Here is a 26,231-nt window from a genome sequence, read left to right on the forward strand (position 1 = left end):
GCGCGGGATGGCAAGGGCCGCTGCATGATCGGCGACCATGTGCTCTTCCTCGATGGCGAGGCGTTGATAATCGACAAACCGGCTGGCCTGCCGGTCGATCGGCCGCGTGACGGCGCGATCAGTTTGGAAAACCATCTATCCAACCTCACCTTCGGCTTTCGCCGCTGGCCGCAGGCGGTGCACCGGCTGGACCGCGATACGAGCGGGTGTCTGCTCCTGTCGCGCAATCCCAAGGCGCATGCGCGCCTGCAGCAGGCGTTCGAGGCCGGGGCGGTGACGAAGCGATACCTCGCCGTTCTCGATGGCGTGCCGGAGGGCGAGGCGGGCGAGATCGACCTGCCGCTGGGCAAGGTGTCGTCGGCCGAGCAGGGCTGGCGGATGCGCCACGACCCCGCCGGCAAGGCGGCACGTACCGCGTGGCAGGTGCTGAAGGTGCAGGACGGGCTGGCGCTGGTGGAGTTTCGCCCCGCGACGGGGCGCACGCACCAGATCCGCGTGCACGCGCTGGAGGGGCTGGGCGTGCCGGTGCTGGGTGACCCGACATATGGGCGGTCGCACAAGGCGGGGATGATGCTGCACGCCGCCGCGCTGAGCGTGCCGCGCGCGGGCAAGCCCGATGCGGCGGCCGAGGCGCCGTGGCCGGCGCGGTTTGCGCACGTGGGCTTCGATGGTTGAGGTGCCCGAGGACGCGCTGGAGGAGCGCTTCCTCGCCGCCAGCGGGCCGGGCGGGCAGAACGTCAACAAGGTGGCGACGGCGTGCCAGCTGCGCGTCGACGTGTTTCGCCTGGGGTTGCACCCGGAGACGTATCGCCGGCTGAAGCTGCTGGCGGGATCGCGCATGACGAGCAGCGGCGCGCTGGTGATCACCGCGCGGCGTTATCGCACACAGGAGGCCAATCGCGCCGACGCACGCGAGCGGCTGGCGGAACTGCTCGCCAAGGCGGAGGAACGCGAGGCGCGGCGGGTCAAGACCAAGCCGAGCCGCGCGGCCAAGACCAAGCGGCTGGACGCAAAAAAGGGGCGTGGCGCGGTGAAGGCCGGGCGCGGCAAGGTGCGCGACTATTGAAGTGCGCCGCATGTGTATTATGTAGGCGACACACCTTGAGGCAGGACGGCGATGGCGAAGAAGGGCAAGAAGAGCGGATTTCGGATCCCCAAGGAAATCGGCGGGATGAAGGTGCCCAAGGAGGCGCGCCGTGCCGGTGAGGCCCTGATTGCAAAGGCGAGCAGCCCCGAGGGCCGGCAGGCGCTGGCGTCGGGGCTCGCTATGGCGGCGACGTTCGCCGCGGCGGCTGCGGCACGGCAGAGCCGGCAGCCCGGTTCGTCGGGCAGCGCCTGCCATCCGGGCGCAAGCACGCGCAAGGGCGGCGGCAGCACGCCCGGCATCGATCCCACGCGCGTTGCCGATGCGTTCGGTGAGGCGGCGAATGCTTTCATGAACAAGGTGTTCAGTCCCAAATAGAGGCAGCGGAACCACGCCGATCATGCTTTCGCTTTCTTCACCATCATTGGCGCGATAACGATCTGTTGAAACAACAGAGTCGCGGATGGTGGCCGAGCCACGGGGGATAGCGAACCACTTTCTGGAGGCAGCAATCGAGCCGGCGCGCTGGCTCGATGTGTTGCAGCATGTCGCCGAGGAAACGCGATCACGGCATGCTCAGATCGTAGGCGTGGGGCCTGATTTCGATGTCGGCTTCAATTGGGTGAACGGCATGGATGCTTCGGCTCATGCCGCCGCCGATCGAACCGAACTGATGCTGCCGTCGACCAACTATCGCGTTGCTGCCGGCCTGTCCGCTGCTCCGCACGATGTCGTGTGGGAGAACAGCTACGCTGCACTCCGACCCCGGCTGACCGGTGACGCTTATCTTGATCTGTGCAGCGATCTCGACATTCCCAACGGATGCCAGACCAACTTGGTGGCGGGCGCCGACGGGCTGATCGGATTCTCGCTGCTCCGCTCGGCACGCGAAGGGCCAACCGACGCGGCAACGCGCGCGATGTTCGCGGCATTCAGCGCCGCCGCGCGGGTCGCGGCATCGCTGCAAGTGGCGCTGGAGCAGGACGGCTGCAAGCTGGTGGCCGGCTCGTTCGACGCGATGGACGTTGCGTGTTTCGTGCTGGACCAGCGGATGCACGTGCGCGCGCTGAGCCGCGCGGCGGAGGATCTGCTGACGCGCGGCGCGTTGCGGCTGGTGGAGGGGCGTGTGTCATCGCCCATGCCGCAGATCGCGCGGCGTCTTTCCGCGGCAACGCAGGCGGTGCGCGATCAAGGCGTGGCGGCCGCGAGTGTCGTCGTGCCGCAGCACGCCGGCGCGAGCGGGGCGGACTTGCTGACGCTGAAGCTGCACCGCTTGCCGATGCGTCCCTGGAACATGGGCTTTGCGCCCTTCGCCATTCTGACGGCGAAGCGGCAATCGGCGGCAACCGACGGCGACCTTAAGCTGCTGCGCGACGATTATGGCCTGACCGCTGCCGAAGCGGAGATCGCCATGCTGCTGCGGCAGGGGCATAGCAGGGCGCAGATAAGCGAACGTCGCGGGATCGGGGCGGAAACGCTGCGCAGCCATTTGCGCGCGCTGTTCGGCAAGCTGGGCGTGCGGCGGGAGACCGAAGCGATCCACCTGCTGCACGCCCTGCTGAGCTGATTAGCCGCCGGTGCGCGCCTGATCCGCGGGTGGGCGCGGGGCATCGGGATAGGGCATGATCAGCGACCCGTCCGGCGCGGCGGTATAGTTCGTCTGCGTGGGGAACGGGATGGAGATGTTCTCCGCGTCGAAGCGCCGGTGGATCGCGAGACCGACCGCGTGGCGGGCGCGATACGAGGTTTCGTAATCGGCCGAGGGCGAATCGAATTGCAGCTCGAAGTCGATCGACGAGCCGCCGAACGCGACGAAGCCGGCGCGCACGAAGATCATGCCGGCGCGCTCCACCTCTTCCTGGAAGATCTGCGGCAGGCGCGCGAGCGTGTCGCGATCCGTTTCATAGGCGACGCCGATCGCCAGCTTTGTGCGGCGGCGATCGCGCTGCGTGTTGTTGATGATCTCCTTGTCGAGCAGATTGCGGTTGGAGATGATCCGCTGCTCGCCGTCGATGCCGCGGATGCGGGTGGATTTGAGGCCGATCTCCTCCACGCTGCCGCTGCTGCTGTCATAGGTGATCGAATCGCCGCGGCGGAACGGGCGGTCGAAGATGATCGCGAGCGCGGCGAACAGATCGGCGAAGATGCCCTGCGCCGCGAGGCCGATGGCGATGCCGCCGACGCCGAGACCGGCGACGAGGCCCGTCACGTTCACGCCGAGATTGTCGAGCACGACGACCAGCGCGATCGCAAACACGATGATCGTCACCAGAAGGCGGATGAGGCCCATGGCGTTCATCAGCGCCTCGCCCGAGTAATTCTCCGCATGGGTGCGATGCTCGATCGCGCCCAGGATCAGCTCGCGCGCCCAGATTGCCGCCTGGAAGACCGCGGCGAGCGTGAAGAGGAAGTTGATCGTCTTCGCCACGATCTCCGGCGGATCGGCGTAGCCGGCGACGAGTTGCGCGGACGCCATGACGATGAAGAAGGTGCCGGTGCGCTGGATCGCGCGACCGAGAATGGCCGACCAGCCCATGCCGGATTTGGAACGGCCCGCGAGCCGCGGACCGAGCCCGCGCAGCCAGAACAGGACGGTGGCGATCACCGCGCCGATCGCAAGCGCGATCACGATCTGGAGCCAGTGGGCGCTGAACCAGTCGATGCTGGAGACCCAGAATGTCCTAAACTGTTCCTGTACGTCCTCGCCGGAAAGCTTGGCTATCGGCGCCGTGCTGTTCTTTGCTGTCATTCGATCCTTCTATGCCGTTTTCGCCGGACTCATGCCCGGCGCGGTCCGGCGCTGTCGACCCCGGCTGCGATGCCGGGGGCGATGCGCGGGCTAGGCCGCTTCCTTGACGCCGTTGTTTTCGCCGGTTTCGAGAAAGGCGATAAAGCCGCGCTCGGCCCGGCTGAGCCAGCGCGTGGTGCGCGGCAGGTGCAGCGCCGCGCGAAAGGCGTCCTGCCCATCCTTGATCAGCGCGATGAGCGCCGGATGGACATAGGATTTGCGCGCGATCGCAGGCGTGTTGCCCAGCTGTTCGGTAACGGGGGCGAGCAAAGTCTTGAGGCTGATGTCCTTCTTCGCCGCGGCCAGCGTCTGAAAGGCGATGACGCTCGCGCCCCAGGTACGGAAGTGCTTGGCGGTGAAATCCTCGCCCATCGCTTCCTTGATATAGGCGTTGACGTCCGACGAGGTGATCGGCCGCGCCTCGCCGGCGTCGTCGAGATATTGAAACAGCTTCTGCCCGGGCAAATCCTGGCAGCGCTTCACGAAGCGCGCGAGGCTGCCGTCGGTGATGGTCAGCAGGCGCAGCTTGCCCGACTTGGCGCGATATTGCAGCTTCAGCGTGCGGCCGCGGATTTGGGCGTGACGATCGCGCAGCGTGGTAACGCCGAAGCTCTTGTTGCTCTTGGCATAGGTCTCGTTGCCGATGCGCAGGTGCGCGGTGTCGAGCAGCTTGACCACCGCAGCGATCGTCTTTTCCTTCGGGTGACCGCGCAGCTTGAGGTCAGCCTCGACGCGGCGGCGTAGCTTGGGCAGCGAGCGGCCGAAGGCGGCGCACAGATTATACTTCTCATCTTCGCGCGCGGCGCGGAATTCGGGATGGTAGCGATATTGCTTGCGACCCTTTTCGTCCCAGCCGACCGCCTGGATGTGGCCCTCGGGATCGGGGCAGAACCAGGCATCGCGATAGGCGGGGGGCAGGCCGATGCCGTTCAGCCGGTCGATCTCGTCGCGATCGGTGATGCGCTGCCCGTCGGTGTCGTAATAGCCCCAGCCATGGCGCATTTTCTTCCGGGTAATCCCGGGCTCCTCGTCATCGTGATAAACGATCTTGGTCGACGCCACTGGTGAACCTCCACATGCCCCGGAAAATGCGCAGACCGTCGCAGCGGTTCCGGAACGGGCGGCGGCGCCGCCGGTTGTGGGGAGAACCTCTCATCGGAGTTTTTCGCGACATGGCCGACCTTTCCAAAGCCCGCGTGCTTATTCTTGCCACCGACGGATTCGAGGATGCCGAACTGTTCGACCCGCGCCAAGCGCTGCTGGATGCCGGCGCCACGGTGACGCTTGCCTCGATCAAGACCGATCCGATCCAGGGCGTAAAGAACGACAGCGATCCCACGCGCACGATCACGCCGGACCTGACGCTGGATCAGGTGGACACGGAGGAGTTCGACGCGCTGCTGCTGCCGGGCGGGGTCGGCAATCCCGATAAGATGCGCATGGAAGAGCGCGCGGTGGCGATCGTCGGCGAGTTCATGGACGACGACAAGATCGTGGCGGCGATCTGCCATGCGCCATGGCTGCTGGTAGAAGCGGACGTGGTGGACGGCCGCCGCGTGACGAGCTGGCCATCGGTGCGCACCGACCTGGAAAATGCCGGCGGCGACGTGGTCGACGAGGAAGTGGTGATCGACGAAAACCTGATCACCAGCCGCAAGCCCGACGATATTCCTGCCTTCAACCGCGCGCTGGTCGCGGCGCTGGAGGAAGAGCTGGCCGACTGATGGCTTGCTCCCCGATCATGCGCGCGCCACGGTGCCGCGCATGACGGGTGCAACCAGGCCGGCGGCGATCGGCCATCAGTTCATCAGGGTGCCCGCGACCGGCCAGCCAGCGCCGGTATCGCGGGTGCTTGCCGATGAAGTGCCGATCGCGATCGAGTGCAACGGCCTGGCCTATGCCGTGCTGATGGCGACGCCGGCGGCGCTCCAGGAGCTTGCCGCCGGCTTTGCCTTGAGCGAGCGGCTGATCGATGGGCGCGATGATCTGCGCGCGATCGACGTGGCGGAGGCGGAGGCTGGCATATTGGTGCGCGTGACGCTGGCGCGGCGCGTTGCCGGACGGATCGCGGATCGGGTGCGGCATCGTGCCTCCGACGCGTCGTGCGGGCTGTGCGGGGTGGAGACGCTGGCGCAGGCGTTGCGGCCGTTGCCGGCGGCGGCGCGCTGGAGCGGTGAGGACGCGGCGGTGTTCGCCGCCTATCACGCGCTGCGCGATCACCAGCCGCTCAACGCCGAAACGGGCGCGGTGCATGCCGCCGCCGCTTGCTCACGCGAGGGTGAGATCCGCGCGGCGTTCGAGGATGTCGGGCGGCATAATGCCTTCGACAAATTGATCGGATCGATGCTGCTCGCGGGGCAGGCGTGGGACGGCGGCTTTGCGCTGCTCACCTCGCGCTGTTCGTTCGAGCTGGTCGAGAAGGCGGTGCTGTCGGGCTGCCCGATGCTGGCCACCATTTCTGCGCCGACGCGGCTGGCGGTGGAGCGCGCGGGCGCGGCGGGGCTGGCGCTGCGCTCGCTGGTGCGCGCCGATGCGTTGCTGGCGAGCGACGCCTAACGCGCGCGGCGCGTGGGGGCGTGGAAGTCCGCGGGTTTGTTGGCGATCCAGGCAAGGAAGCGCGCCATGGCGGGCAGCGCGCGGACGGCTTCCATGTCGGCCAAGCGAGCGAGCGTCTTGTTGTCGACCGCGGCATGGATCGCGCGGTGGCAGATCGGGTGAACGGGCGACGTTGCCGTGCCGCCCTGGCTCTTGGGCACGACGTGATGCCATTCCACCCGCTTGCCGAGCGGGCGCCGGCACAGCGCGCAATCGTTAGCGATCGGCGCGTCTATCCGCGCCGCTGCCTCGGCCAGGGCGATCTTGCGCTTCACGCGTCCCATCACCGCTGAAGATAGGGAGGCAGGCGGCGACTTGCAGCGTCGGGCGCAATCGGCATAACAGCCGGTAAGTCAGCCGGCTTACGATCGGCGACAGCAGGAGACGATGCATGGCCGAGCCGCACCCCTTGTTTGACCTGACCGGCAAGGTCGCGCTGATCACCGGGGGCTCGCGCGGGCTGGGCCGGGAAATGGCGCTCGCCTTTGCCGATGCCGGTGCGGACGTGATCGTCTCCAGCCGCAAGGCAGAGGCGTGCGAGGCGGTGGTGGCGGAGATCGAGGCGAAGGGCCGCCGCGCCGCCGCGATCCCGGCGCATGCGGGCAAGTGGGACGAGATGGACCGGCTGGCCGATGCCGCTTGGGGCATGTTCGGCCGGCTCGACATTCTGGTGGCGAATGCCGGCATGGGGCCGCTGGTGCCGAGCCATGAGGTGAGCGAGGCGCTGTTCGACAGCGTGTTAGGGCTGAACTTCAAGGGGCCGTTCCGCCTGATGGCGAACATCGCGCATCGCATGGCGCAGGGCGACGGTGGGGCGATCCTGGCGACGTCCTCGATCGCGTCGCTGCGCCCGACGCCGATGGTGGTGCCTTATGCCGGCGCAAAGGCGGCGCTGAACGCGATGGTTTCCAGCATGGCGCATGAATATGGGCCCAAGGTGCGCGTGAATGCGATCGCCGCCGGGCCGTTCCTGACCGACATTTCGAAGGCGTGGACCGAGGAAGCGCGCGAGACGACCGACAGCGCGTCGGGGCGCCCCGGCCGCCCGGAGGAGATCGTGACGAGTGCGCTCTATCTCGCCAGTCCAGCGTCCAGCTTCGTCACGGGCACGGTGATCCGCTGCGATGGGGGCTGCTGATGGCGGCCGATCTGGAATCGAGCGCGGTTGACGCAGCGTGGCTGACGACGCGGCTGCGCGATGCGGGTGTGCTGCGCGCGGCGCGGGTGACGGCGGTGGAGGCGACGCCGGTCGGCGTCGGAATGCTGGGCGATTCGATCCGCTTCGTCGTTGATTATGATCAGGACGAGGGCGCGCCGGGGTCGTTCGTCGGCAAGTTCGCGAGCACCGATCCGACCAGCCGCCAGACCGGCGCCGGCTTTGGCCTGTACGAGCGCGAGGTGGGTTTCTACCGCCATGTCGCGGATACGGTGGCGGTGCGGTCGCCCAAGTGCGTCTCGATCGAGCATGATCCGGCGGACGGCACCTTTGCGCTGCTGATGGAGGATCTGACGCCGGCACGCGCGGGCAACCAGCTGACCGGGTGCGACCTGGCCGATGCCGAGCGGGCGATGGAGCAGGCGGCGGCGCTGCACGGCCCCCGCTGGAACGATGCCAGCCTGCGCGATCATGCGTTTCTCGACACCAGCGGCGCGCGCGATTTCGTGGTCAACGTCTTTCCCGACTGTCTGGCCGAATTCCACCGCCGCTATGACGGCGTGCTGGAGCCCGAATATATGGCGGTTTGCGACCGCTATGGCGCGCTGCTGGGATCAGCGCCGGTGCTGCAGCCGACCAGCTTCACGCTGACGCATGGCGACTTCCGGCTCGACAACATGCTGTTCGACGCGCGTGGCGGCGAGGTGCCGCTGGCGGTGCTCGACTGGCAATCGCCGTCGATCGGGCTGGGCGCGGTGGACGTCGCCTATTTCCTGGGGCTGGCGCTGTCGATCGAGGACCGGCGGCAGCATGAGCGGCACCTGCTGGAATATTATCTGGAGCAGCTGCGCGGCTATGGCGTGCGGGAGTACGGCTATGACGACCTGGATCGCGATTATCGGCTGACGTTGCTGTCCGGTGTGTCGACGGCGGTGTTCGCGTCGGCCTCCACCAAGCGGACCGAGCGGGGGGACGCGATGTTCCTTGCCATGGCGCGCGGCGGATGCGCGCAGGCGATCGACTGCGATGCGCTCGCGCTGATGGCCTAAGGAGGAACACGGTTGGGGGGATTGGTAGCGGCGACCACGCTGGTGCCGCGCGATGACGGCTATGTCGTCACGCTGGATCGCGATTGGGAGATCTGGGGGCCGGCGGGCGGCTACATTGCGGCGATCGCGCTTCGCGCCGTCCGCGAGCGCGCGTTGCCCGGGCATCGCCCGGTGACGATCACCGGGCAATTCGTTCGCGTGGCGCGCTGGGGCACGCTCGACGTGCGTGTGGACGCGATCAAGGAAGGTGCCTCGGCCTTGTATGCTGTGACGCTGTCGCAGGACGCCAAGCCGGTGTTTCTGGCGCAGGTCTGGACGACGTCGCGGGCCGAGCCTTCGATTGCGGTAACGCCGGCGTTTCCCGCGGTCCCTGGGCCGACGGAGCTGCGCGATCAGGATTCCATCATTGCCGAGCGCGGGATCAAGACGAACGGCTTCTGGAACAATCTGGATGGGCGGCCGGTGCACTTCCGCTTGCACAGCGACCCGCCGGCGCCGGTGCCGAAACAATATCGCTGGATGCGCTTTCGCGAATGGCCGGCTGACGGCGCCGACGACTTGTTCTTTGATGCGATGCGCACCGCGCTCCTGATCGACCTGGGTATCTGGCCCGGGCATTGGCACCGCCTGTCAGAGACTGCGCCGTACCTCGCGCCGTCGCTCGATCTCACCGTATATTTTCACGGGCGCCAGCCAGCGGGCGACTGGCTATTGAGCGAGGCCGATAGCGATGTTTCGGGTGACGGGCTGATCAGCGGGCGCGTGCGCATGTGGAGCGAGGATGGGCACGTGCTGGCGACGGGCAGCGGGCATTGTCTGGTGACGACGCCCAAGCCGCGCTGATCAAGCGGGTGCGCTTCAAGCGTGCGGCAGCCACTCCTCGATGACTGCGTTCACCGCTTCGGGCGCTTCCTGTTGTACCCAGTGCGACACGTCTGGCAGGCGCCGGATGGTGAGATCCTTGACGTAGCGGTCGGTGCCGTCGAGCGTTTCGAGGCCGAGCGCCTTGTCCTCCTCGCCCCAGACGATCAGCGTGGGCACGTCGACCTTGCCGTCGCCGGTGTCGAGCGCGCCACGATTGCGCAGGGCGGCGCGGTACCAGTTCACCATTGCGGTCAGCGCGCCTGGGCGCTGCGCGGCTTTTGCGTAGACGTCGAGCACGTCGTCGGGGAAGCGGCTCTTGTCCACCGCCATGCCGCGGAACGCCTCGCGAATGCCGCGCGCGTCGTTGCGGCCGAGCGACCATTCGGGGAGGAACGGAAGCTGGAAGAAGGCGACATACCAGCTGCGCTTGCGCTGCGGGCCGTGCTTCAGCGCCTCGGCGAAGCAGGCGGGGTGGGGAAGGTTCATCACCACCAGTCGCTCGAGCGGGCGCTTTTTCCAGATCGCGAACAGCCAGGCGATCGCGCCGCCCCAATCGTGCGCCATGAGCGTCAGCTTAGTGGCGCCGCTGGCGTCGAACAGCGCGGCGGCATCCGCCACGATTTGGTCGGCGCGATAGGCGCTGACGCCCTTCGGACGCGAGGACCCGCCATAGCCGCGCTGGTTGGGTGCCCAGACGCGATAGCCCATGCTGGCGAGCAGCGGCATCTGGTGGCGCCAGGAGAAATTGAGCTCCGGAAAGCCGTGGAGGCACAGGACCAGGTGGTCACCGCTGCCGGCTTCCGCCACCTCGAAGCTGTGGCCGTTGGCGGCGACCTCCCGAATGGTGATGCCGCTGTCGGCCGGCGGGTGCCAGCTTGGTGTCATGCGACCGCGCTCTCGGCCGCCGCTGCGGCGTAGCGGTACAGATTGGGCTGCCCCGTCCAGGCGGTTTGGCCGCCATCGGCGACGAACGCGGCGCCGGTGACGTAGGAGGCCGCGTCCGAAGCGAGGAAGGCGATCACCTCGGCCATCTCCTCGGGGGTGCCGGCGCGGCCCATCGGGATCGTGTCGTGCCAGCCGGCTTCGAGACCGGGGATGGTCTTTGCGCTGGCGGTGAGCGGGGTGGCGATGAGGCCGGGGCACAGGCAGTTCACGCGAATGCCCTCGCGTGCGTGATCGACCGCGAGGCTGCGGGTGTAGTTGATGACGCCCGCCTTGGCGGCATTATAGGCGGTGAAGCCATAATCGCCGCCGAGGCCCGAGATCGAGGCGGTGTTGACGATCGCGCTGGCGCGCCCGGTCATGTGCGGGATGGCGGCGCGGCAGGCGTAGAAGACCGCGTTGAGATCGATCGCGATCACGCGCTCCCAGGTTTCCGGCTCCAGATCGGGGGTGCGGCCGAAACAGCCGATGCCGGCATTGTTGACCAGGATGTCGATGCGGCCATGCGCCTCGGCCGTCTGGGCGACCATTGCCTCCACCGCCGCGCGATCCGCGACGTCGACGGTGAGCGCATGGCCACCGATCTCGTCGGCGATCGCCTGTGCGGCCTCGCTCACCAGATCGGCAACCACGACCGTTGCGCCTTCGCCCGCCATCAGGCGTGCCGTTGCCGCACCGATGCCCGAGCCGCCGCCGGTGATCAGCGCCACCTTGTCCTTGAACCGCATGTTCCTCTCCCCTGTGCGGCCCGGTTGATTCGGTGCGCGCTTCGGGCCATCATAACTTTCGTTATGGCTGCGGGAAGAGGGCAGCCGGGGAGAAGGACATGGCGGAGAGGAAGCGCGCCTGTATCATCGGCGCGGGATGCTCGGGCTTCACGACCGCAAAGCGGCTGAAAGACGAGGGAATTTCGTTCGATTGCTTCGAGATGTCGGACGATATCGGCGGCAATTGGTACTTTCGGAATCCCAACGGCAAGTCGGCCTGCTACCAGTCGCTGCATATCGACACGTCGAAGTGGCGGCTGGCGTTCGAGGATTATCCGGTCCCGGCGAACTGGCCCGATTTTCCGAGCCACGCGCAGCTGTGGCAATATTTCCGCGATTATGTGGATCACTTCGGTCTGCGCCCGCTGATCACCTTCAACACCGAGGTGACCAAGGCCGAGCGGCAGGCGGGCGGCGGCTGGGTGGTGACGCTGTCGACCGGCGAGACACGCGAGTACGAGACGCTGTTCGTGTGCAACGGGCACCATTGGGACCCGAATGTGCCGAGCTATCCCGGCAGTTTCGACAACCCGCATTTTCACGTCCACAGCTATCGCGATCCGTACGATCCGGTCGATCTGCGCGGCAAGAATGTCGTCGTGGTCGGCATGGGCAATTCGGCGATGGATGTCGCGAGCGAGCTGTCGCAGCGGCACCTCGCCAAAAACCTGTGGGTTTCGGCGCGGCGCGGTGTTTGGGTGCTGCCCAAGATGGCGGGTGGCAAGCCGATGGACAAATCGGCCATGCCCAGCTGGATCCCGCGCAAGATCGGCAAGGCGCTGGCGCGGCGTGCGGTGAAGAAGCTGGTCGGGCGGATGGAGGATTACGGCCTGCCGAAGCCCGATCACGAGCCGCTCGACGCGCACCCCAGCGTCTCGGGCGAGTTCCTGACGCGGGCAAGCTGCGGCGACATCAAGTTCAAACCGAATATCAAGGCGTTGGAGGGCACGCGCGTCCGCTTCGGCGATGACAGCGTGGAGGAAGTGGACGCGATCATCTATGCCACCGGCTATCGGATCAGTTTCCCGTTCTTCGACGATCCCAAGCTGTTGCCTGACGCGCAGAACCGCTTCCCGCTGTTCAAGCGCATGGTGATCCCCGGCATCCACGACCTGTTCTTCATGGGGCTGGCGCAGCCGCTGCCGACGCTGGTGAACTTTGCAGAGCAGCAGTCAAAGCTGGTCGCGGGGTTCATGACCGGGCGGTATGCGCTGCCGTCCGTTGCGGAGATGGAGCGGATCACCAAGGAGGACGAGGACCGCGAGCTTGGCGATTATTACAAGTCGCAGCGGCACACGATCCAGGTCGATTTCGCCCGCTATGTCGCCGATCTGCACAAGGAGATCGCCAAGGGCGAGCGGCGCGCGCAGGCGCAGACCGGGAAGCAGGCGGCATGACCGACACGCTGGTGCGGCCGCCGATGTCGGCCGCGGCGCTCGATGCGGATGATCGCGCGGCGCTGGTGGAGAGCGTCCGCCGGCTGCTGGCGGATCGCTGTACCGAGGCGGACGTGCGGCGTATCATGGACAGCGAGAGCGGGCATGATCCGGCGTTGTGGCGGGCGCTCGCCGACCTGGGCGTGGTCGGGTTGGTCGCCCCGGAAGCTGCGGGCGGCGCGGGGCTGGGGCCGGTCGAACTGGGGATGGTGATGGAGGAGGCGGGCGCGGCGCTGCTGCCCGCGCCGCTCATCTCCACCGCGCTTGCGACGACGCTGGCGCCGGATCTGCCGGGCGTTGCTGATGGCTCACGTATCGCCGCGGTCGCCTTCGCCGGCAGCCATGACTGGACCGGACGCAGTGATGTTCGGCTGGATGGCGATCGGCTGAGCGGCACGGCGCGCTTCGTGCCCGATGCGGCGATTGCCGATGTGATCGTGGTGGCGAGCGACGATGGCGTCTTCGCGGTCGAGCGCGGCGACGTGGAGGTGACGCCGCTGCCGGTGTTCGATCGCACGCGGCGGATGGCCGATGTCGCCTTTTACGGGCCGGCGACGCGGATCGGGGATGCGGCGCGGGTGAAGGCGACGCGCGACCTTGGCATGGTGGCGCTGGCGGGCGAGCAGGCGGGCGGGGCGCGGCGGATGCTGGAGATCACCGTCGCGTACGCCACCGATCGCCACCAATTCGGGCGCGCGATCGGCAGCTTCCAAGCGATCAAGCATATGGCGGCGGACCTGCTGCTGGAGAGCGAATCCGCCACCTCGGCGGCGCGCGATGCGGCGCGGCAGCTGGCGGAGGACGCGCCGACGGTCGATGCAGCGGTGGCATTGGCGGCGTTCGCCTGTGCCGATGCCTTCGTGCGGGTGGCGAAGGATGGCGTGCAGATGCACGGCGGGATCGCCTTTACGTGGGATCATCCGGCGCATCTCTACCTTCGTCGCGCGCGCTCGGGCGCGCAGCTGTTCGGCGACAGCGCGGTCTGGCGCGAGCGGTATATTCAAGCACTGGAGGCGCAGGCATGAGCATGAGCGACGAGGCGCTGCGCGGTGAGGTAGAGGCGTGGCTGGCGGCGCATTGGAAGGGCGTGCCGGCGCATAGCGAGAGCTTCGGTCGCGATCCGCGCAGCGAATGGCTGGCTAAGGTACGCGATGCGGGGTGGGCCGTGCCGCGCTGGTCGAGCGAGTGGCAAGGGCGGGGGCTGTCCAACGATCAGGCGAAGATCGTCGAGCGTGCCTTTGCCAAGGTGGGCGCGCCGGGCGCCGGGCAGGACCGATCGAACCTGTGGGCGAACACCGCGCTGGCGCATGCGACCGATAGCTTCAAGCGCGAGATCGTGCCGCAATTGCTCGCCGGCGAGGTAGGTATGTGCCTTCTCTATTCGGAGCCTGGCGCCGGATCGGACCTGGCCGCGGTGCGCACGCGTGCCGACAAGGTAGATGGCGGCTGGCGCGTCACTGGGCAGAAGGTGTGGACCAGCGGCGCGCGGGTGGCGGATTACGGCATGCTGATCGCGCGCACCGATTGGGACGTGCCCAAGCATCGCGGGATCAGTTTCTTCTTCCTGCCGATGAAGCAGCAGGGGGTGGAGGTGCGCCCGTTGCGCCAGATCACCGACGAGGCGCATTTCAACGAGGTGTTCATCGACAACGCCTTCATACCCGAGGAAAATCTGCTCGGGCCGCTGAACGGCGGGTGGGGCGTGCTGCAGACCGCGCTCGCCTATGAACGATCGGTGATGGGCGATGGCGCGCGCGGGCCGCGATCGGGCGCGGACGAGCCGAAGGGTGACACCGCGCTGCTCGCGCTGGCACGCGAAGCCGGGCGGCTCGACGATGCCGTGGTGCGGCAGGACGTGGCGCAGGTGATCGCTTGGCGCGTGCTGAACAAGCTCAATACCGCACGCGCCAAGGCGGAGCTGGCGCAGGGCACGTCGTCGCCGATCATGTCGCTCGGCAAGCTGGCGATGAGCCGGATCCTGCACGAGGAAGCGCGGGTGCGTACGATGCTGCTCGGGCCGGAGAGCCTGCTGGAAGGGCCGGATCATCCGCGCGCGGAGGATGCGAATTTCCTGTCGCTCAACGCGTACTTCACCTCGATCGGCGGGGGCACGGATCAGATCCAGCGCAACATCATCGGCGAGCGTGTGCTGAGCCTCCCGAAAGAGCCGGAGATCGACCGCACGATTCCGTTCCGCGAGGTACGCGCAGGCTAGGCAATACTAACAGGCGGCAAGCCGGGGATGGCGCACGCACGATGCGCCACCACGGTTATCGCCATCACGGGAGAGGGTGGATGAGCAAGGCGATCTTCATCACGGGCGGCGCGTCCGGCATCGGGCTTGCCGCCGCACGCCGGTTCGCGCGCGAAGGCTGGACGGTCGGGATCGGCGATATCGACGAGATCGGCATGCGCCGCGTGGCGGAGGAGCTGGGCGCGTTCACCGTGCCGCTCGACGTGCGCGACCGGGCGCAATGGGCCGAGGCACTGCGCGCCTTTGCGGTGCATGCCGGCAAGATCGACGTGCTGCTGAACAACGCCGGCATCGCGCGATACGGCATGTTCGAGGAGGTGACGCCGGACGAATCCGATCTTCAGGTCGACATCAACGTGAAGGGCGTGATCAACGGCGCTTATGCCGCGCTGGATTATCTGAAGGCCAGCAAGGGTCGGCTGGTCAATGTCGCGTCGGTGGCCGGGATCGTCGGGTCGCCGGGGCTCGCGGTCTATTCGGCGACCAAGCATGCGGTGCGCGGGCTGTCTGAGGCGCTGGATGCGGAGTTCACCCGGCACGGTATCGATGTATCGTGCGTGATGCCCTTCTTCGTCGAAACGCCGATCCTCGATGCCGGATCGAAGGGCAGCAACCGTACCATTCGCGACGCGATCGGCCAGTCGCCGGTCTATACCGTCGCGGAAGCGGCGGACGTGGTGTGGCAGGCGACACACGGGCGCGACCGCGAGTATATCGTTGGCAAGGCGGGGCGGCAGGCGAATTTCGCACGCCGGTTCATGCCCAATCGGCTGCGCAAGCGCATGAAGGCGGTGTTCGCCTCCTGATCGGGGGCGAGCGGATCAGCCGAGGCCGGGCTGATCGGCGGCCTTCGACGGCTTGACGGGCGGGGCCGGGGTCTTCGGCTTGAACGCGCACAGGTCGATGACCGGGCAGCGCCAGCATTCCGGCCGCCGCGCCTTGCAGATGTAGCGGCCATGCAGGATCAGCCAGTGGTGCGCGTGGAGGCGAAAAGGCTGGGGCACCGCCTTTTCCAGCTTCAGCTCGACCGCGAGTGGCGTCTTGCCCTTGGCCAGGCCGGTGCGGTTGCCGACGCGGAAGATGTGGGTGTCGACCGCGAAGGTTTCCGCACCAAAAGCGCAGTTCATCACGACGTTGGCCGTCTTGCGCCCGACGCCGGCGAGCTTTTCCAGCGCGTCGCGGTTCGCGGGTACGTCGCCGCCGTGCTGATCGATGAGTGCCTGACTGAGCGCGATGACGTTCTTTGCCTTGCTGTTGAACAGGCCGATCGTCTTGATGTGCTGCTTCAGCCCGTCTTCGCCCAGCGCGAGCATCTGCGCGGGCGTTTCGACCTCGGCGAACAGCCGGCGCGTTGCCTTGTTTACGCCCGCATCGGTCGCCTGTGCGGACAGCACTACCGCGACGAGCAACTGGTAGCTATTGCCCGATTCTAGCTCGGTTTCGGGATGCGGATTGGCCTCGGCCAGGCGACGGAAGAATTCGAAAACGTCGGCTTTTTTCAAAAGCCCAGCACCTCGGCCATGTCGTAGCGGCCGGCGGGCTTGTCCGCGAGCCACAAGGCGGCCTTCACCGCGCCGCGCGCGAAGATCGAACGATCCTCGCCGCGGTGGCCCAGCTCGATCCGCTCGCCCTCACCGGCGAAGACGACCTGATGATCGCCCACCACCGTGCCGCCGCGCAGCGAGGAAAAGCCGATTGTGCCTTCCGTGCGGGCGCCGACGAGACCCGCGCGGCCGTCCACGCGCTCTTCGTTCAGCGTGGTGCCGCGCCCGCGCGCGGCCGCTTCGCCGAGCAGCAGCGCGGTGCCCGAGGGGGCGTCCACCTTGTGGCGATGGTGCATCTCGACGATCTCGATGTCCCACTCCGGCCCCAGCCGTTCCGCCGCCTGCTGCACCAGGATGCCGAGCAGGGTGACGCCAAGCGACGTGTTTCCGGTCTGCAGCACCGCAACGCTTTCCGCCGCGCGATCGATCAGCGCGTGGTGCGTGGCGCTGAGCCCGGTGGTGCCGATGACGATCGGCGTGCCGGCGGCCGTCGCCGCGGCGAGATGCGCCTCCAATGCCGACGGCGTGGAGAAATCCACGAGAACGTCGGCATCGTGCGCGAGCGGTACCGGATCTTCGCGCACGTCGACGCCCCCTGCCACCGAGGCGCCCTCGTCCGGGACGATGGTGGCAATCACGCGACCCATCCGCCCCGCGCTTCCGTAGATGCCGATCGCGGTCATGCGTTAACCCTTATCGCCTGTGTCGCGCCTCGATACCGCCCGACATCATCTGCGTCGAGAGGAAGACATGGATCATCGTCGCTAACGAAGACGCGCTGGTTTATGCCCGTTCACATGAACGACGAACGTGGCATCATGATCCTGACGGGTGCAGGTATTTCTGCAGAAAGCGGCCTTGCGACCTTTCGCGGGCCGGGCGGGCTTTGGGAGGGGCATCGGGTCGAGGACGTGTGCACGCCCGAGGCGCTGGCGGCCGACCCGGCGCTGGTGCACCGTTTCTACGATCTGCGGCGTGATGCGCTGAACGATGTCACGCCCAATGCTGCGCATGAGGCGCTGGCGCGGCTTGATGCGGCGTGGGCGGGCGAACTGCTGATCGTGACGCAGAATGTCGACGATCTGCATGAGCGCGCCGGCGCGAAGCGATTGCTGCACATGCATGGCGAGCTGCGATCGGCGCTGTGTGCGTCCTGTGACGAGCGGGCGCCGTGGCCCGATCCGCTGCCGCCGGGCACAAGCTGCGCCGCGTGCGGTGCGCCCGCGATGCGGCCCGATATCGTGTTCTTCGGCGAGATGCCGTATCAGATGGAGGCGATCGAGGCGGCGCTGTCGCGGTGCGATCTGTTCGTCTCGATCGGCACCTCGGGCGCGGTCTATCCCGCGGCGGGGTTCGTGCAGCTAGCGCGGCGTTATGGCGCGGAAACGCTGGAGCTGAACCTGGAGCCTTCGGCCGGCAGCGACTGGTTCGATGACAGCCGCTTCGGCCCGGCCAGCGTGCTCGTCCCGGCGTGGGTGGACGCGCTGCTGGCGGCTTAGTCCACCCAGTCGAGGCCGATGTCGCGGTAAACGCCGCGGTCCTCGTCCCAGCCGGGCTTCACCTTGACGTGCAGGTAAAGGTGGACCGGCCGATCCAGCAGCACGGCAAGTTCGGCGCGGGCGCGGGCGCCGATTTCCTTGATGCGGGCGCCGCCCTTGCCGAGCACGATCGCGCGCTGTGTCGGGCGTTCGACCAGGATCTGCTGGTGGATTTCGGCCGCGCCGTCCTCGCGATCGTTGAACTTTTCGGTTTCCACCGTCGCGGCATAGGGAAGCTCGGCGTGGAGTTGCAGGTACAGCTGCTCGCGGGTGACCTCGGCGGCGAGCATGCGCTCGCTGGCGTCGGACACCTGATCCTCGGGGAAATGCCATGGTCCGTCGGGCATCGCGGCGGCGAGCGCGCGCTTCAGCTCGGGCAGGCCGTCGCCAGTGGCGGCGCTGATGAAGAAGGTGTGCGCGAAATCGACCTGCGCATTCAGCTTTTCGGCGTGGATCAGCAGCTTCGGCTTGTCGGCTAGATCGACCTTGTTGAGCACCAGGAATTTGGGCTCGGGCCGTTCGGCGATTCGTTCTGCAATATCAGTGACTTTGGCGCCGAGGCCGCCCTTTGCATCGACCACCAGCGCGAGCACGTCGGCGCCCTCGGTACCGCCCCAGGCGGCGGCGACCATGGCGCGGTCGAGGCGGCGCTTGGGGTCGAAAATGCCGGGGGTGTCGACGAGGAGCAGCTGCGCGTCATCCTCCATCGCGACGCCGAGCAGGCGGGTGCGGGTGGTTTGCGCCTTGGGGCTGACGATCGCCACCTTCTGGCCGACCAGCGCGTTGACGAGCGTGGATTTGCCGGCGTTGGGGGCGCCTAGAACGGCGACGAGGCCGCAGCGAGTCATGCGAATTCCTTCAACGGTGCGCGCGCGCTCATTGCCGCGGCGCGCAGGAAAATGGGGGTGAGAAGCGGGGCAGCCTGGCCACGGAGGGGATGCTTGCGGATCACGCGCGGCCTTTTACCGGAGAAAATCGGCCGTGGACACTCATGTGCTGGCCAGCATCATTTTTTGCGGGTCTTCTTCGCCGGTGCGACGCGGACCTCGCGCAGCAGCGCCTCGGCGGCGGCGGTTTCGGCCTCCTGCTTGCTGCTGCCCTGCGCCTCTGTTTCGGCGAGCTTCGGGATCGCGGCCTTTACCGTGAAACGCGGCGCGTGGCCGGGTCCGGAGCGGTCGACGACCTCATAGACGGGCGGCTTGCGATTGTTGGCGGCGGCCCATTCCTGAAGCGCGGACTTGGGGTGCTGCGGCGCGGCCGAGCCGGCGTGGATGCGATCGGCCCACAAGCGGCGCACGGCGGCGCGCGCGGGACCGGGCCCGCCCTCGCGGTACAAGGCGCCGAGCAGCGCCTCCATAACGTCGCCGAGAATATTGTCGCTGTCGCTCGCGCCATCGTCGCGCGCCTGCTTGCCGAGGCGCAGATGGGCGGGCACGCCGATCGCGCGCGCGATGTCTGCGCAGACGGCGCCGGTGACGAGCGCGTTGAGCCGCTTCGACATCGCGCCTTCGGGCTCGTCGGGGAACAACTCGAACAGCCATTCCGCCATGGAGAGGCCGAGCACGCGATCGCCGAGGAACTCAAGCCGCTCGTAATGCGCCTCGCCGCGGCTCGCGTGGGTGAGCGCGCGTTCCCACAGCGTGATGTCCGCCGGCGCGTGATCGAAGTTGCGCGTGATCCAGGCGGCGAGATCAGTCAAAGCCGCCCCCGATACGGTTCCAGCGCGCGGCCGTCACCCAGGTCCACGGCAGCAGCCAGTTGGCCGAGCCATCGGTGGACCAGAAGACGATCACCGCCTTGCCCTGCACGCGATCGAGCGGGATGAAGCCCATGCCCTGCGCCTGGCCGGGCAGCGCCTCTTCCGCCGACGGGAAGCGGCTGTCGGCGGAATCGTCGCGATTGTCGCCCATCAGGAACACGTTGTTCGCCGGCACGGTGTAGACTTGCGTGTCGTCGGCATCGGGAATGTAGCGCTGGTCGAGCACCTCGTAGCTGCGCCCGCCCGGCAGCGTTTCGCGAAAGCGCGGGATCTGGCAGATCGCACCTTGCGACGTCTGCTGGATGAAGCGGGTGTCGCAATGCCGCTCATCGAAATTGGGCGAGAGCGGCACCGTGAAGTCGGCAATCCGCTGCTTGGGGATCGCCTGACCGTTCAGGAACAGCTGACCGCGCCGCATCTGGACGGTGTCGCCGGGCAGGCCGATCACGCGCTTGATGACGTCGTGATCGTCATCGCCCTTCGAGCGGAACACCACCGTGTCGCCGCGCGCGGGCGTGCCGGGGAACAGACGGCCCGAGATCGGCGGCACGCCGAACGGCATGGACCAGCGCGAATAGCCGTAATTCCATTTCGAAACGAACAGATAGTCGCCGATCAGCAGCCGCGGCAGCATCGATTCCGAGGGGATCGAGAACGGCGCGATGACGAAGCTGCGGAACAGCCAGACGACGAGCGCCAGCTTCAGCAGGAAGCGGATCGTCTCGCTGGCCTCCGAGCGCGGCTTGGCCGGGCTGCTCGTCGTGGCCGTGGAGGGGGGCGCCGGCGGGGCGGGGGATTGTTCGTCCATGATCGGCGGCGTCGCCGATGCCGCGCGATGCGTCAAGCCGGGGAACGATCACCCGTGTGTTCCTGTTCGTGCCATGTCTGTGGCACCGACGGCTTTCCGTGTTATCGCGGCAGCGTAACGATCGGGCCGCACCAGCCCTGCTGTGACACGTGGAGATAGAGAAAATGACGGATTGGTCGACGATCGAGGCCCTCCCGAAGCAACGCCTGGAACAGCTGTTTGCCGACGATCCCGAGCGGCTGTCGCGGCTCTCGCTCGACGTGGCCGGCATCCATTTCGACCTGTCGAAGACGCATCTGACGCCCGAGGCGGTGACGGCGTTCGAGGCGCTGGCGAAAGAGGCCGATCTCGCCGGCAAGCGCGAAGCGATGTTCGGCGGAGCGCACGTCAACGTGACCGAGGATCGTCCGGTGGAGCACACCGCCGAGCGCGGCGAGGGCAGTCCCGAAAGCGTGAAGCGCGCGGCGGATTACCATGCGCGGATGCGGATGCTGATCGACGCGATCGAGGCTGAGGCGTTCGGGCCGGTGCGCCATGTGCTGCATGTCGGCATCGGCGGCTCCGCGCTCGGCCCCGACCTGCTGGTCGATGCGCTGGGGCGCGATAGCGAGCGGTATGACGTCGCGATCGTTTCCAATGTCGATGGCGTGGCGCTGGAGGATGTGTTCGACCGGTTCGATCCCTCCGCGACATTGCTGGTGGTCGCATCCAAGACCTTCACCACGACCGAGACGATGATGAATGCGGACAGCGCGATTGGCTGGATGCAGGAACATGGCGTCGAGGACCCCTATGGCCGCGTCATCGCGCTGACCGCCTCACCCGAGAAGGCGATCGAATGGGGCGTGGACGAAACGCGCATCTTGCCGTTCTCCGAAGGCGTGGGTGGGCGGTACTCGCTGTGGTCCTCGATCGGCTTTCCGGCGGCGATCAAGCTGGGGTGGGACCAGTTCGCCGAATTGCTGGAAGGCGCGGCGGAGATGGACCGGCATTTCCGCCTGTCCGCCATGCACGAGAATGCGCCGGTGCTCGCGGCGTTCGCCGACCTGTATTACACGCAGGTCCGCGGCTGCGAGACGCGCGCGCCGTTCGCCTATGACGAGCGGCTGCGGCTGCTGCCGAGCTATCTTCAGCAGCTGGAGATGGAATCGAACGGCAAGGGCGTGACGGTGGACGGCAAGCCGGTGGGCCGGCCGACCGCGCCGATCACCTGGGGCGGCGTGGGCACGGACGCGCAACATGCGGTGTTCCAGCTGCTGCACCAGGGCACGCATCTGGTGCCGGTGGAATTCCTAGCGGTGATCGAGGCGGGCGACACGCTGGCCGAGGAGCATCATCGCCAGTTGCTGCTCAACGCCTTTGCGCAAGGTGCCGCGCTGATGAAGGGGCGCGCCAACCCGGACGATCCGGCGCGCGCCTACCCGGGCGATCGGCCGTCGTCGACGATCCTGCTCGACATGCTCGACGCGCGCACGCTGGGGGCGCTGATCGCCTTCTACGAGCATCGCGTGTTCGTGAACGGCGTGCTCCTGGGGATCAATTCGTTCGACCAGTTCGGCGTCGAGCTGGGCAAGGAAATGGCCAAGGCGGCGGCAAAGGGCGGGGGTGACTTCGACCCCTCCACCACCGATCTGATCCGGCGCGCCGGGTTGGAATAAGGAAATGGTCAGCCGCTCCACGGAACGTCGTCGCCGTCTAGGGCTTAGGACGGTCACGGTAGATCTCGAGGAATCGGAGTGGCAGGAGTTGTTTGCCGCAACGGGAATGACCACAAAGCGCGCTGTGGTCGAGGCGTGTTTGCGGCAGACCGTCGAGGCGCAAAAGGCTAGGATGCAGGCGCGCTCCGATTAGCAACGTCTGCACCATTACCGAGTTTGTCCCGGAGTTCTGTTTGATGCTCGATTTCGACTATGATCTGTTCACCATCGGTGCCGGCTCCGGCGGCACGCGGGCGTCGCGTGTGGCGGGGGCGCATGGTGCGCGGGTGGCGGTGGCGGAGGAGCATCGCGTCGGTGGCACCTGCGTCATCCGCGGCTGCGTGCCCAAGAAGCTGCTCGTCTATGGCGCGCATTTCGCGGAAGACCTGAAGGACGCGCAGCGCTTTGGCTGGCGCGTGCCCGACGATCTGGCGTTCGACTGGAAGTGCCTGCAGGAAAACGTGCTGGCCGAGGTCGACCGGATCAACCAGGCGTATACGACCACGCTGGAATCGAACGGCGTCGAGATCATCCACCAGCGCGCGACGATCACCGGGCCGAACGAGGTGACGCTGGCGGACGGCACGACCAAGAGCGCCAAGCACATTCTGGTGGCGAGCGGCGCGCGGCCGCATGTGCCCGAGTTTCCCGGCTGCGAGCATGGCATCACCTCCAACGACGTGTTCCACCTCGATGCGATCCCGAAGCGGGTGCTGATCGCGGGCGCGGGCTATATCGCCAACGAGTTCGCGGGCATTTTCCACCAGCTTGGCGCGCACGTGATCGTGATGAACCGGTCCAAGGACATCCTGCGCGGCTACGATCTGCAGATCCGCGACCGACTGCTCCAGATCAGCATGATGAAGGGGCTCGATTTCCGCTTCGATTCGACGTTCGAGAAGATCGTGAAGCAGGACGATGGCTGCCTCGAAGTGCACATGATCGGGCAGGAGGAGCCGGTGATCGTCGATTGCGTGCTTTATGCCACCGGTCGCCTGCCCAACACCGAGGGGCTAGGGCTGGAGCGCGCCGGGATCGAGGTGGATGCGAAGGGCGCGGTGCCGATCAACGACGAGTTCCGCACCAGCTGCCCGTCGATCTCCGCCCTGGGCGACGTGACGAACCGGATCCAGCTGACCCCGGTGGCGATCCGCGAGGGGCAGGCGTTCGCCGACAATATGTTCGGCAAGGGCGGCGCGACCGTCGACTACGATTGCGTGCCCGCTGCGTGCTTCAGCCACCCGCCGATCGCGGGTGTGGGGATGACCGAAAGCGAGGCGCGGCAGAAGCTCGGCTCGGTGCGGGTCTATTCGTCCGATTTCCGCCCGATGAAGAACGTGCTGGCGGGGCGCGACGAGCGATCGCTGTACAAGATGGTGTGCGATGCCGAGACCGACCGGGTGGTGGGCATCCACATGATCGGGCCGGATTGCCCGGAGATCATCCAGGCGGCGGCGATCTGCGTGAAGGCGGGGCTGACCAAGGCGCAGTTCGATGCGACGGTGGCGCTGCACCCGACCATGGCGGAAGAGCTGGTGCTGCTGAAGTAAGCCGGTCGGGGCGCCCCGGCACGGGCCGGGGCGCCCCCGTGGAGCGGGTCAGGCGGTGGCCTCGTCCCGCTCGTCGGCCAATTGCTCGGCAACCAGCGCGGTGACGACCGATTGCAGGATGTGGAGCGCCCAGCGTTCGGACGCCTTGCGCGGGCCGGCCTCCACCTCACCCTCGGTGATGCCGAGCAGGGGGGCGATGCCGGCGATGTTCACGACGTAGAGCGCGGTGCCGAACAGCGCGCCGAGCGCGGCGGGCGGCATGTCGGGCGCCCATTCGCGTACCTTGGCATACAGCCCGCCGAACGCCGCGCTGGCGCCGAGGTGATTGGCGAACTCGACCAGGCTGGTGCCGGTGTCGCCGATCGCGTCGCGCGACCCGGTGGTGTTGTCGATCCAGTCCACCGCGTCGCGGTCCAGCGTCTTGCCGAGCACGCCGGTGCGCCGCCCGGCCCACATGGCCGCCGTCGTCACCACCCCGGCCACGATACCGCCGGCGATCGCCGCGTTGCGCCTGTTCATTCCACCACCTCCTCGATCTGTCGTCGATGAGGTAAGCTGCCGAAGCGCCCTCGGGTTCCGCTCAACGCGGGGCGAAGGGGAGGATGCCGTCGTAGGTCTGGAGATCGGGCGCGCCGACCACGCGGGCGCCGGCGCGCAGGAGAAAGGCGTGGCGGACGATCTCGGCCTGCTGCTCGATCCCGTAGCGCTTGAGCGGCCAGCCGGGCCTGATGCTGTAATGGTAGCGGCAGAAGGGATGGCGGGCGAGGGGGAGGAAGATGCCGCGCTGGTGCTGCCAGACGTGGCACATTTCATGGATGAACAGGCCCTGCTCGCCGAGCGGGGCGCTGGCGAAATCGTCGCGGTAGAGATCGCCGTGCGGGTGGAAATGGATGCGGCCGCGCGGGGCCATGACGACGTGGCGCGGCTGGAACGGGAACCAGCGGTGGCGGCAGATCTCCACCGGCGCGAGGTCGATCGCGTCGCCATAGACCGAGCGGGCGAGATCCTTCTCGCCGGGGGTGAGGGGCCGGGTAGTCATTGCCGCTCTACGTAGGTGGTCCGGCGCGGCGATCCAGCGGCGGCGATCAGTGCGCCGTGGCGGCCGGGCGGTAGAGCACCCAATCCTCGCGGTCGGCGATGACGTGCCAGCGGGCGCCTTCCTCGAACGCCTCGCGGTGGCGCGGGTTGACGTAGACGGCGATGATCTCCTCGCCGGCGGCGGCGCGCTGCTCCAGCCGTTCGAGCACTTCGCGCAGGATCACGGGGCCGAAGCTGTTGTAGATATAGGCGAAGATCGGACCCGCCGGCGGATCGTAGGCGCCGGCATCGCCCAGCACCATCTCGCAGCGTTGGGGCGCGCCGCCGACGGCGAGGAAGCGATCGGCGTTGGCGAGTGCAACCGTGTGCAACTCGGGCGCGAATTCGACGCCGATCGCGCGGGCAAAGCCGGTGGCGGCGGCGATCAGCACCACGCGGCCCTTGCCCGAGCCGTAATCGATGAAGGTGAAGCGCGCCGGATCGATGCCGGCGACCGCCAGCGCCTGCTCCAGCGCAACGCCGTTGCTTGCCTGATAGCCGTTGCCGAGCAGGGCGCGGTCGCGCGCGACGTTCAACGCCGACAAGTTCATCAGGCCGCCGGTGTCGGTGCCCCAGCGGCGATCGAACGCCTGGTCGGCGCGGCGCGCGCGGGCGGCGGCGGGGCCGAAGCTGCGCACCTTGTGCCGGATGGTCTTGAGGGTGAGCGCGGCGATCTGCCGCGGGGTGCGCCCCTCAAGCCGCCGCATCGCCCCGGTCTTCCATGTTCCAAGCTTGGCCATGCCGGGGATTGTTGCCGACCCGATGTTGCGGGCCGGTGAGCCATTTGCCGCAAAATGTGTCTGGCGGGCTATTTGCCGGTGGGCGGCGGATCACCGGCGGCGATGACGCGGGCGGTCTGCTGGATGCGCGTGGCATCGGCGAAGGTGAAGATAAAGGTGAGCGTGCTGCCCGGCTTTACCGCCGGATTGAGCCCGAACAGCATGGCATGCTTGCCGCCCGGGGCGAAGCGCACGTGGCCGAGCGCGGGCACGGGCACCTGCTGCACGGCATCCATCGTCATGCCGCCGCCCTCGGCCATCTTGCTTTCGTGCAGCTCTGTGCGGACCGCCATGTCGGTGCGCACGCTGACCAGGGTGCGATCCTCCGGCCCGCCGTTGATCGTGAAATAGGCCGCGGCCGGGCGCCCTTCGACGGCGGCGAGGCGCACCCAGGCATCGGTGACGGACAATTGCTTCTCGGGCGCGCAGGCGGTGAGGGCTGCGGCGGCGATCGCGAGCACGGGGATGGCGCGGAACATGGCTTTCTCCCAAACCGAAACAGTCGCGCCGCGCTACGCCGCGATGCGTCCGGCGGCAAGCGGGG

The 26,231-nt window shown here is 67.5% G+C and carries 31 protein-coding genes; 17 read left to right on the top strand and 14 right to left on the bottom strand.

Features of this window, described 5'->3' with window-relative positions; translation table 11 throughout:
• The first annotated feature begins 24 nt into the window (after window positions 1-24).
• The 4 genes from SPDO_RS00495 to SPDO_RS00510 all read left to right on the top strand — a co-directional run bounded on the left by SPDO_RS00495 (window position 25) and on the right by SPDO_RS00510 (window position 2,651).
• Complete coding sequence (locus SPDO_RS00495; RefSeq protein ID WP_088365518.1) at window positions 25-675, top strand: RluA family pseudouridine synthase; 651 nt, start codon at window positions 25-27, stop codon at window positions 673-675.
• Entirely contained in the window at window positions 668-1,066 is a 399-nt protein-coding gene (arfB, locus tag SPDO_RS00500; protein WP_088365519.1) for an alternative ribosome rescue aminoacyl-tRNA hydrolase ArfB, read from the top strand. Before SPDO_RS00495 ends, arfB begins: the two co-directional genes overlap by 8 nt.
• A gap of 51 nt (window positions 1,067-1,117) precedes the next feature.
• Window positions 1,118-1,462, top strand: a complete 345-nt coding sequence (locus tag SPDO_RS00505) for a hypothetical protein (protein WP_088365520.1) — start codon at window positions 1,118-1,120, stop codon at window positions 1,460-1,462.
• Between the two features lie 85 nt (window positions 1,463-1,547).
• Window positions 1,548-2,651: a helix-turn-helix transcriptional regulator gene (locus tag SPDO_RS00510; protein WP_088365521.1), complete on the top strand. Its 1,104-nt coding sequence runs from the start codon at window positions 1,548-1,550 to the stop codon at window positions 2,649-2,651.
• Here SPDO_RS00510 and SPDO_RS00515 read toward each other — a convergent pair whose 3' ends face one another.
• Both SPDO_RS00515 and SPDO_RS00520 read right to left on the bottom strand, forming a co-directional pair.
• Window positions 2,652-3,833, bottom strand: coding sequence for a mechanosensitive ion channel family protein (locus tag SPDO_RS00515; RefSeq protein ID WP_088365522.1), 1,182 nt, complete (start codon window positions 3,831-3,833; stop codon window positions 2,652-2,654).
• Between the two features lie 90 nt (window positions 3,834-3,923).
• Window positions 3,924-4,874 (bottom strand): DNA topoisomerase IB, encoded by a 951-nt coding sequence (locus tag SPDO_RS00520; protein WP_088366273.1) that lies wholly within the window; start codon window positions 4,872-4,874, stop codon window positions 3,924-3,926.
• A 170-nt stretch (window positions 4,875-5,044) separates the two neighbouring features.
• Between SPDO_RS00520 and SPDO_RS00525 the strand changes: the two genes are divergently transcribed.
• Window positions 5,045-5,596 carry a type 1 glutamine amidotransferase domain-containing protein gene (locus SPDO_RS00525; RefSeq protein WP_088365523.1) on the top strand — a complete coding sequence of 184 codons (552 nt, stop codon included), beginning with the start codon at window positions 5,045-5,047 and terminating at the stop codon, window positions 5,594-5,596.
• A gap of 40 nt (window positions 5,597-5,636) precedes the next feature.
• Window positions 5,637-6,428 (top strand): formate dehydrogenase accessory sulfurtransferase FdhD, encoded by a 792-nt coding sequence (gene fdhD / locus SPDO_RS00530; protein WP_088366274.1) that lies wholly within the window; start codon window positions 5,637-5,639, stop codon window positions 6,426-6,428.
• Here the strand turns inward: fdhD and SPDO_RS00535 are convergent.
• Complete coding sequence (locus SPDO_RS00535; protein ID WP_425441897.1) at window positions 6,425-6,751, bottom strand: HNH endonuclease family protein; 327 nt, start codon at window positions 6,749-6,751, stop codon at window positions 6,425-6,427. The two genes, fdhD and SPDO_RS00535, sit on opposite strands and share 4 nt — an antisense overlap.
• Window positions 6,752-6,858: 107 nt before the next feature.
• Between SPDO_RS00535 and SPDO_RS00540 the strand changes: the two genes are divergently transcribed.
• The 3 genes from SPDO_RS00540 to SPDO_RS00550 are packed head-to-tail and all read left to right on the top strand — an operon-like array spanning window position 6,859 to window position 9,515.
• Window positions 6,859-7,605: an SDR family NAD(P)-dependent oxidoreductase gene (locus SPDO_RS00540; RefSeq protein WP_088365524.1), complete on the top strand. Its 747-nt coding sequence runs from the start codon at window positions 6,859-6,861 to the stop codon at window positions 7,603-7,605.
• A complete protein-coding gene (locus SPDO_RS00545; protein ID WP_088365525.1) occupies window positions 7,605-8,672 on the top strand; it encodes a phosphotransferase in 1,068 nt (355 codons plus the stop codon). The genes SPDO_RS00540 and SPDO_RS00545 overlap by 1 nt, the downstream gene beginning before the upstream one ends.
• Before the next feature lie 12 nt (window positions 8,673-8,684).
• Complete coding sequence (locus SPDO_RS00550) at window positions 8,685-9,515, top strand: acyl-CoA thioesterase (RefSeq protein ID WP_088365526.1); 831 nt, start codon at window positions 8,685-8,687, stop codon at window positions 9,513-9,515.
• A 15-nt stretch (window positions 9,516-9,530) separates the two neighbouring features.
• Here the strand turns inward: SPDO_RS00550 and SPDO_RS00555 are convergent, their stop codons facing one another.
• Together SPDO_RS00555 and budC are read right to left on the bottom strand one after the other, a co-directional pair.
• Window positions 9,531-10,421, bottom strand: coding sequence for an alpha/beta fold hydrolase (locus tag SPDO_RS00555; RefSeq protein ID WP_088365527.1), 891 nt, complete (start codon window positions 10,419-10,421; stop codon window positions 9,531-9,533).
• Complete coding sequence (gene budC / locus SPDO_RS00560; protein ID WP_088365528.1) at window positions 10,418-11,206, bottom strand: meso-2,3-butanediol dehydrogenase; 789 nt, start codon at window positions 11,204-11,206, stop codon at window positions 10,418-10,420. The genes SPDO_RS00555 and budC overlap by 4 nt, the downstream gene beginning before the upstream one ends.
• 98 nt (window positions 11,207-11,304) lie before the next feature.
• Here budC and SPDO_RS00565 point away from each other — a divergent pair, with 98 nt between their 5' ends.
• From SPDO_RS00565 to SPDO_RS00580, 4 genes are all read left to right on the top strand, one after another.
• A complete protein-coding gene (locus SPDO_RS00565; RefSeq protein WP_088365529.1) occupies window positions 11,305-12,642 on the top strand; it encodes a flavin-containing monooxygenase in 1,338 nt (445 codons plus the stop codon).
• Complete coding sequence (locus SPDO_RS00570) at window positions 12,639-13,706, top strand: acyl-CoA dehydrogenase family protein (RefSeq protein WP_211279967.1); 1,068 nt, start codon at window positions 12,639-12,641, stop codon at window positions 13,704-13,706. Before SPDO_RS00565 ends, SPDO_RS00570 begins: the two co-directional genes overlap by 4 nt.
• Window positions 13,703-14,896 carry an acyl-CoA dehydrogenase family protein gene (locus tag SPDO_RS00575; RefSeq protein WP_088365530.1) on the top strand — a complete coding sequence of 398 codons (1,194 nt, stop codon included), beginning with the start codon at window positions 13,703-13,705 and terminating at the stop codon, window positions 14,894-14,896. The genes SPDO_RS00570 and SPDO_RS00575 overlap by 4 nt, the downstream gene beginning before the upstream one ends.
• An 80-nt stretch (window positions 14,897-14,976) precedes the next feature.
• Window positions 14,977-15,741: an SDR family oxidoreductase gene (locus tag SPDO_RS00580; protein ID WP_088365531.1), complete on the top strand. Its 765-nt coding sequence runs from the start codon at window positions 14,977-14,979 to the stop codon at window positions 15,739-15,741.
• A gap of 15 nt (window positions 15,742-15,756) precedes the next feature.
• Here the strand turns inward: SPDO_RS00580 and nth are convergent, their stop codons facing one another.
• Both nth and dapB read right to left on the bottom strand, forming a co-directional pair.
• On the bottom strand, window positions 15,757-16,437 hold the full coding sequence (gene nth, locus SPDO_RS00585; protein ID WP_088365532.1) for an endonuclease III: 681 nt from the start codon (window positions 16,435-16,437) through the stop codon (window positions 15,757-15,759).
• Entirely contained in the window at window positions 16,434-17,162 is a 729-nt protein-coding gene (dapB, locus tag SPDO_RS00590; RefSeq protein ID WP_088365533.1) for a 4-hydroxy-tetrahydrodipicolinate reductase, read from the bottom strand. The genes nth and dapB overlap by 4 nt, the downstream gene beginning before the upstream one ends.
• Window positions 17,163-17,276: 114 nt before the next feature.
• Here dapB and SPDO_RS00595 point away from each other — a divergent pair, with 114 nt between their 5' ends.
• Window positions 17,277-17,978, top strand: coding sequence for an NAD-dependent deacylase (locus SPDO_RS00595; RefSeq protein ID WP_088365534.1), 702 nt, complete (start codon window positions 17,277-17,279; stop codon window positions 17,976-17,978).
• Here the strand turns inward: SPDO_RS00595 and era are convergent.
• The 3 genes from era to lepB all read right to left on the bottom strand — a co-directional run bounded on the left by era (window position 17,975) and on the right by lepB (window position 20,584).
• Window positions 17,975-18,865, bottom strand: coding sequence for a GTPase Era (gene era / locus SPDO_RS00600; RefSeq protein WP_088365535.1), 891 nt, complete (start codon window positions 18,863-18,865; stop codon window positions 17,975-17,977). The genes SPDO_RS00595 and era overlap by 4 nt on opposite strands.
• A gap of 158 nt (window positions 18,866-19,023) precedes the next feature.
• On the bottom strand, window positions 19,024-19,716 hold the full coding sequence (gene rnc / locus SPDO_RS00605) for a ribonuclease III (protein WP_088365536.1): 693 nt from the start codon (window positions 19,714-19,716) through the stop codon (window positions 19,024-19,026).
• Entirely contained in the window at window positions 19,709-20,584 is an 876-nt protein-coding gene (lepB, locus tag SPDO_RS00610) for a signal peptidase I (RefSeq protein WP_088366277.1), read from the bottom strand. Before lepB ends, rnc begins: the two co-directional genes overlap by 8 nt.
• Window positions 20,585-20,748: 164 nt before the next feature.
• Here lepB and pgi point away from each other — a divergent pair, with 164 nt between their 5' ends.
• The 3 genes from pgi to gorA are packed head-to-tail and all read left to right on the top strand — an operon-like array spanning window position 20,749 to window position 23,831.
• Entirely contained in the window at window positions 20,749-22,242 is a 1,494-nt protein-coding gene (gene pgi / locus SPDO_RS00615; RefSeq protein ID WP_088366278.1) for a glucose-6-phosphate isomerase, read from the top strand.
• 4 nt (window positions 22,243-22,246) lie between these two features.
• Window positions 22,247-22,435, top strand: a complete 189-nt coding sequence (locus SPDO_RS17340; RefSeq protein WP_088365537.1) for a type II toxin-antitoxin system VapB family antitoxin — start codon at window positions 22,247-22,249, stop codon at window positions 22,433-22,435.
• 43 nt (window positions 22,436-22,478) lie between these two features.
• Complete coding sequence (gene gorA, locus SPDO_RS00625) at window positions 22,479-23,831, top strand: glutathione-disulfide reductase (protein WP_088365538.1); 1,353 nt, start codon at window positions 22,479-22,481, stop codon at window positions 23,829-23,831.
• 48 nt (window positions 23,832-23,879) lie between these two features.
• Here gorA and SPDO_RS00630 read toward each other — a convergent pair whose 3' ends face one another.
• From SPDO_RS00630 to SPDO_RS00645, 4 genes are all read right to left on the bottom strand, one after another.
• Entirely contained in the window at window positions 23,880-24,350 is a 471-nt protein-coding gene (locus SPDO_RS00630) for a hypothetical protein (protein WP_088365539.1), read from the bottom strand.
• 61 nt (window positions 24,351-24,411) lie between these two features.
• Window positions 24,412-24,870 (bottom strand): vgr related protein, encoded by a 459-nt coding sequence (locus SPDO_RS00635; protein ID WP_088365540.1) that lies wholly within the window; start codon window positions 24,868-24,870, stop codon window positions 24,412-24,414.
• A 46-nt stretch (window positions 24,871-24,916) separates the two neighbouring features.
• Window positions 24,917-25,648, bottom strand: a complete 732-nt coding sequence (locus SPDO_RS00640) for a hypothetical protein (protein WP_143559553.1) — start codon at window positions 25,646-25,648, stop codon at window positions 24,917-24,919.
• Between the two features lie 68 nt (window positions 25,649-25,716).
• The gene (locus SPDO_RS00645) at window positions 25,717-26,166 is read right to left on the bottom strand and encodes a copper chaperone PCu(A)C (RefSeq protein ID WP_088365542.1); all 450 of its coding nucleotides are present in this window, start codon (window positions 26,164-26,166) and stop codon (window positions 25,717-25,719) included.
• Between the last annotated feature and the right edge of the window lie 65 nt (window positions 26,167-26,231).

Origin of the sequence: Sphingomonas dokdonensis (assembly GCF_002197685.1) — a bacterium.
Lineage (GTDB): Bacteria > Pseudomonadota > Alphaproteobacteria > Sphingomonadales > Sphingomonadaceae > Sphingomonas > Sphingomonas dokdonensis.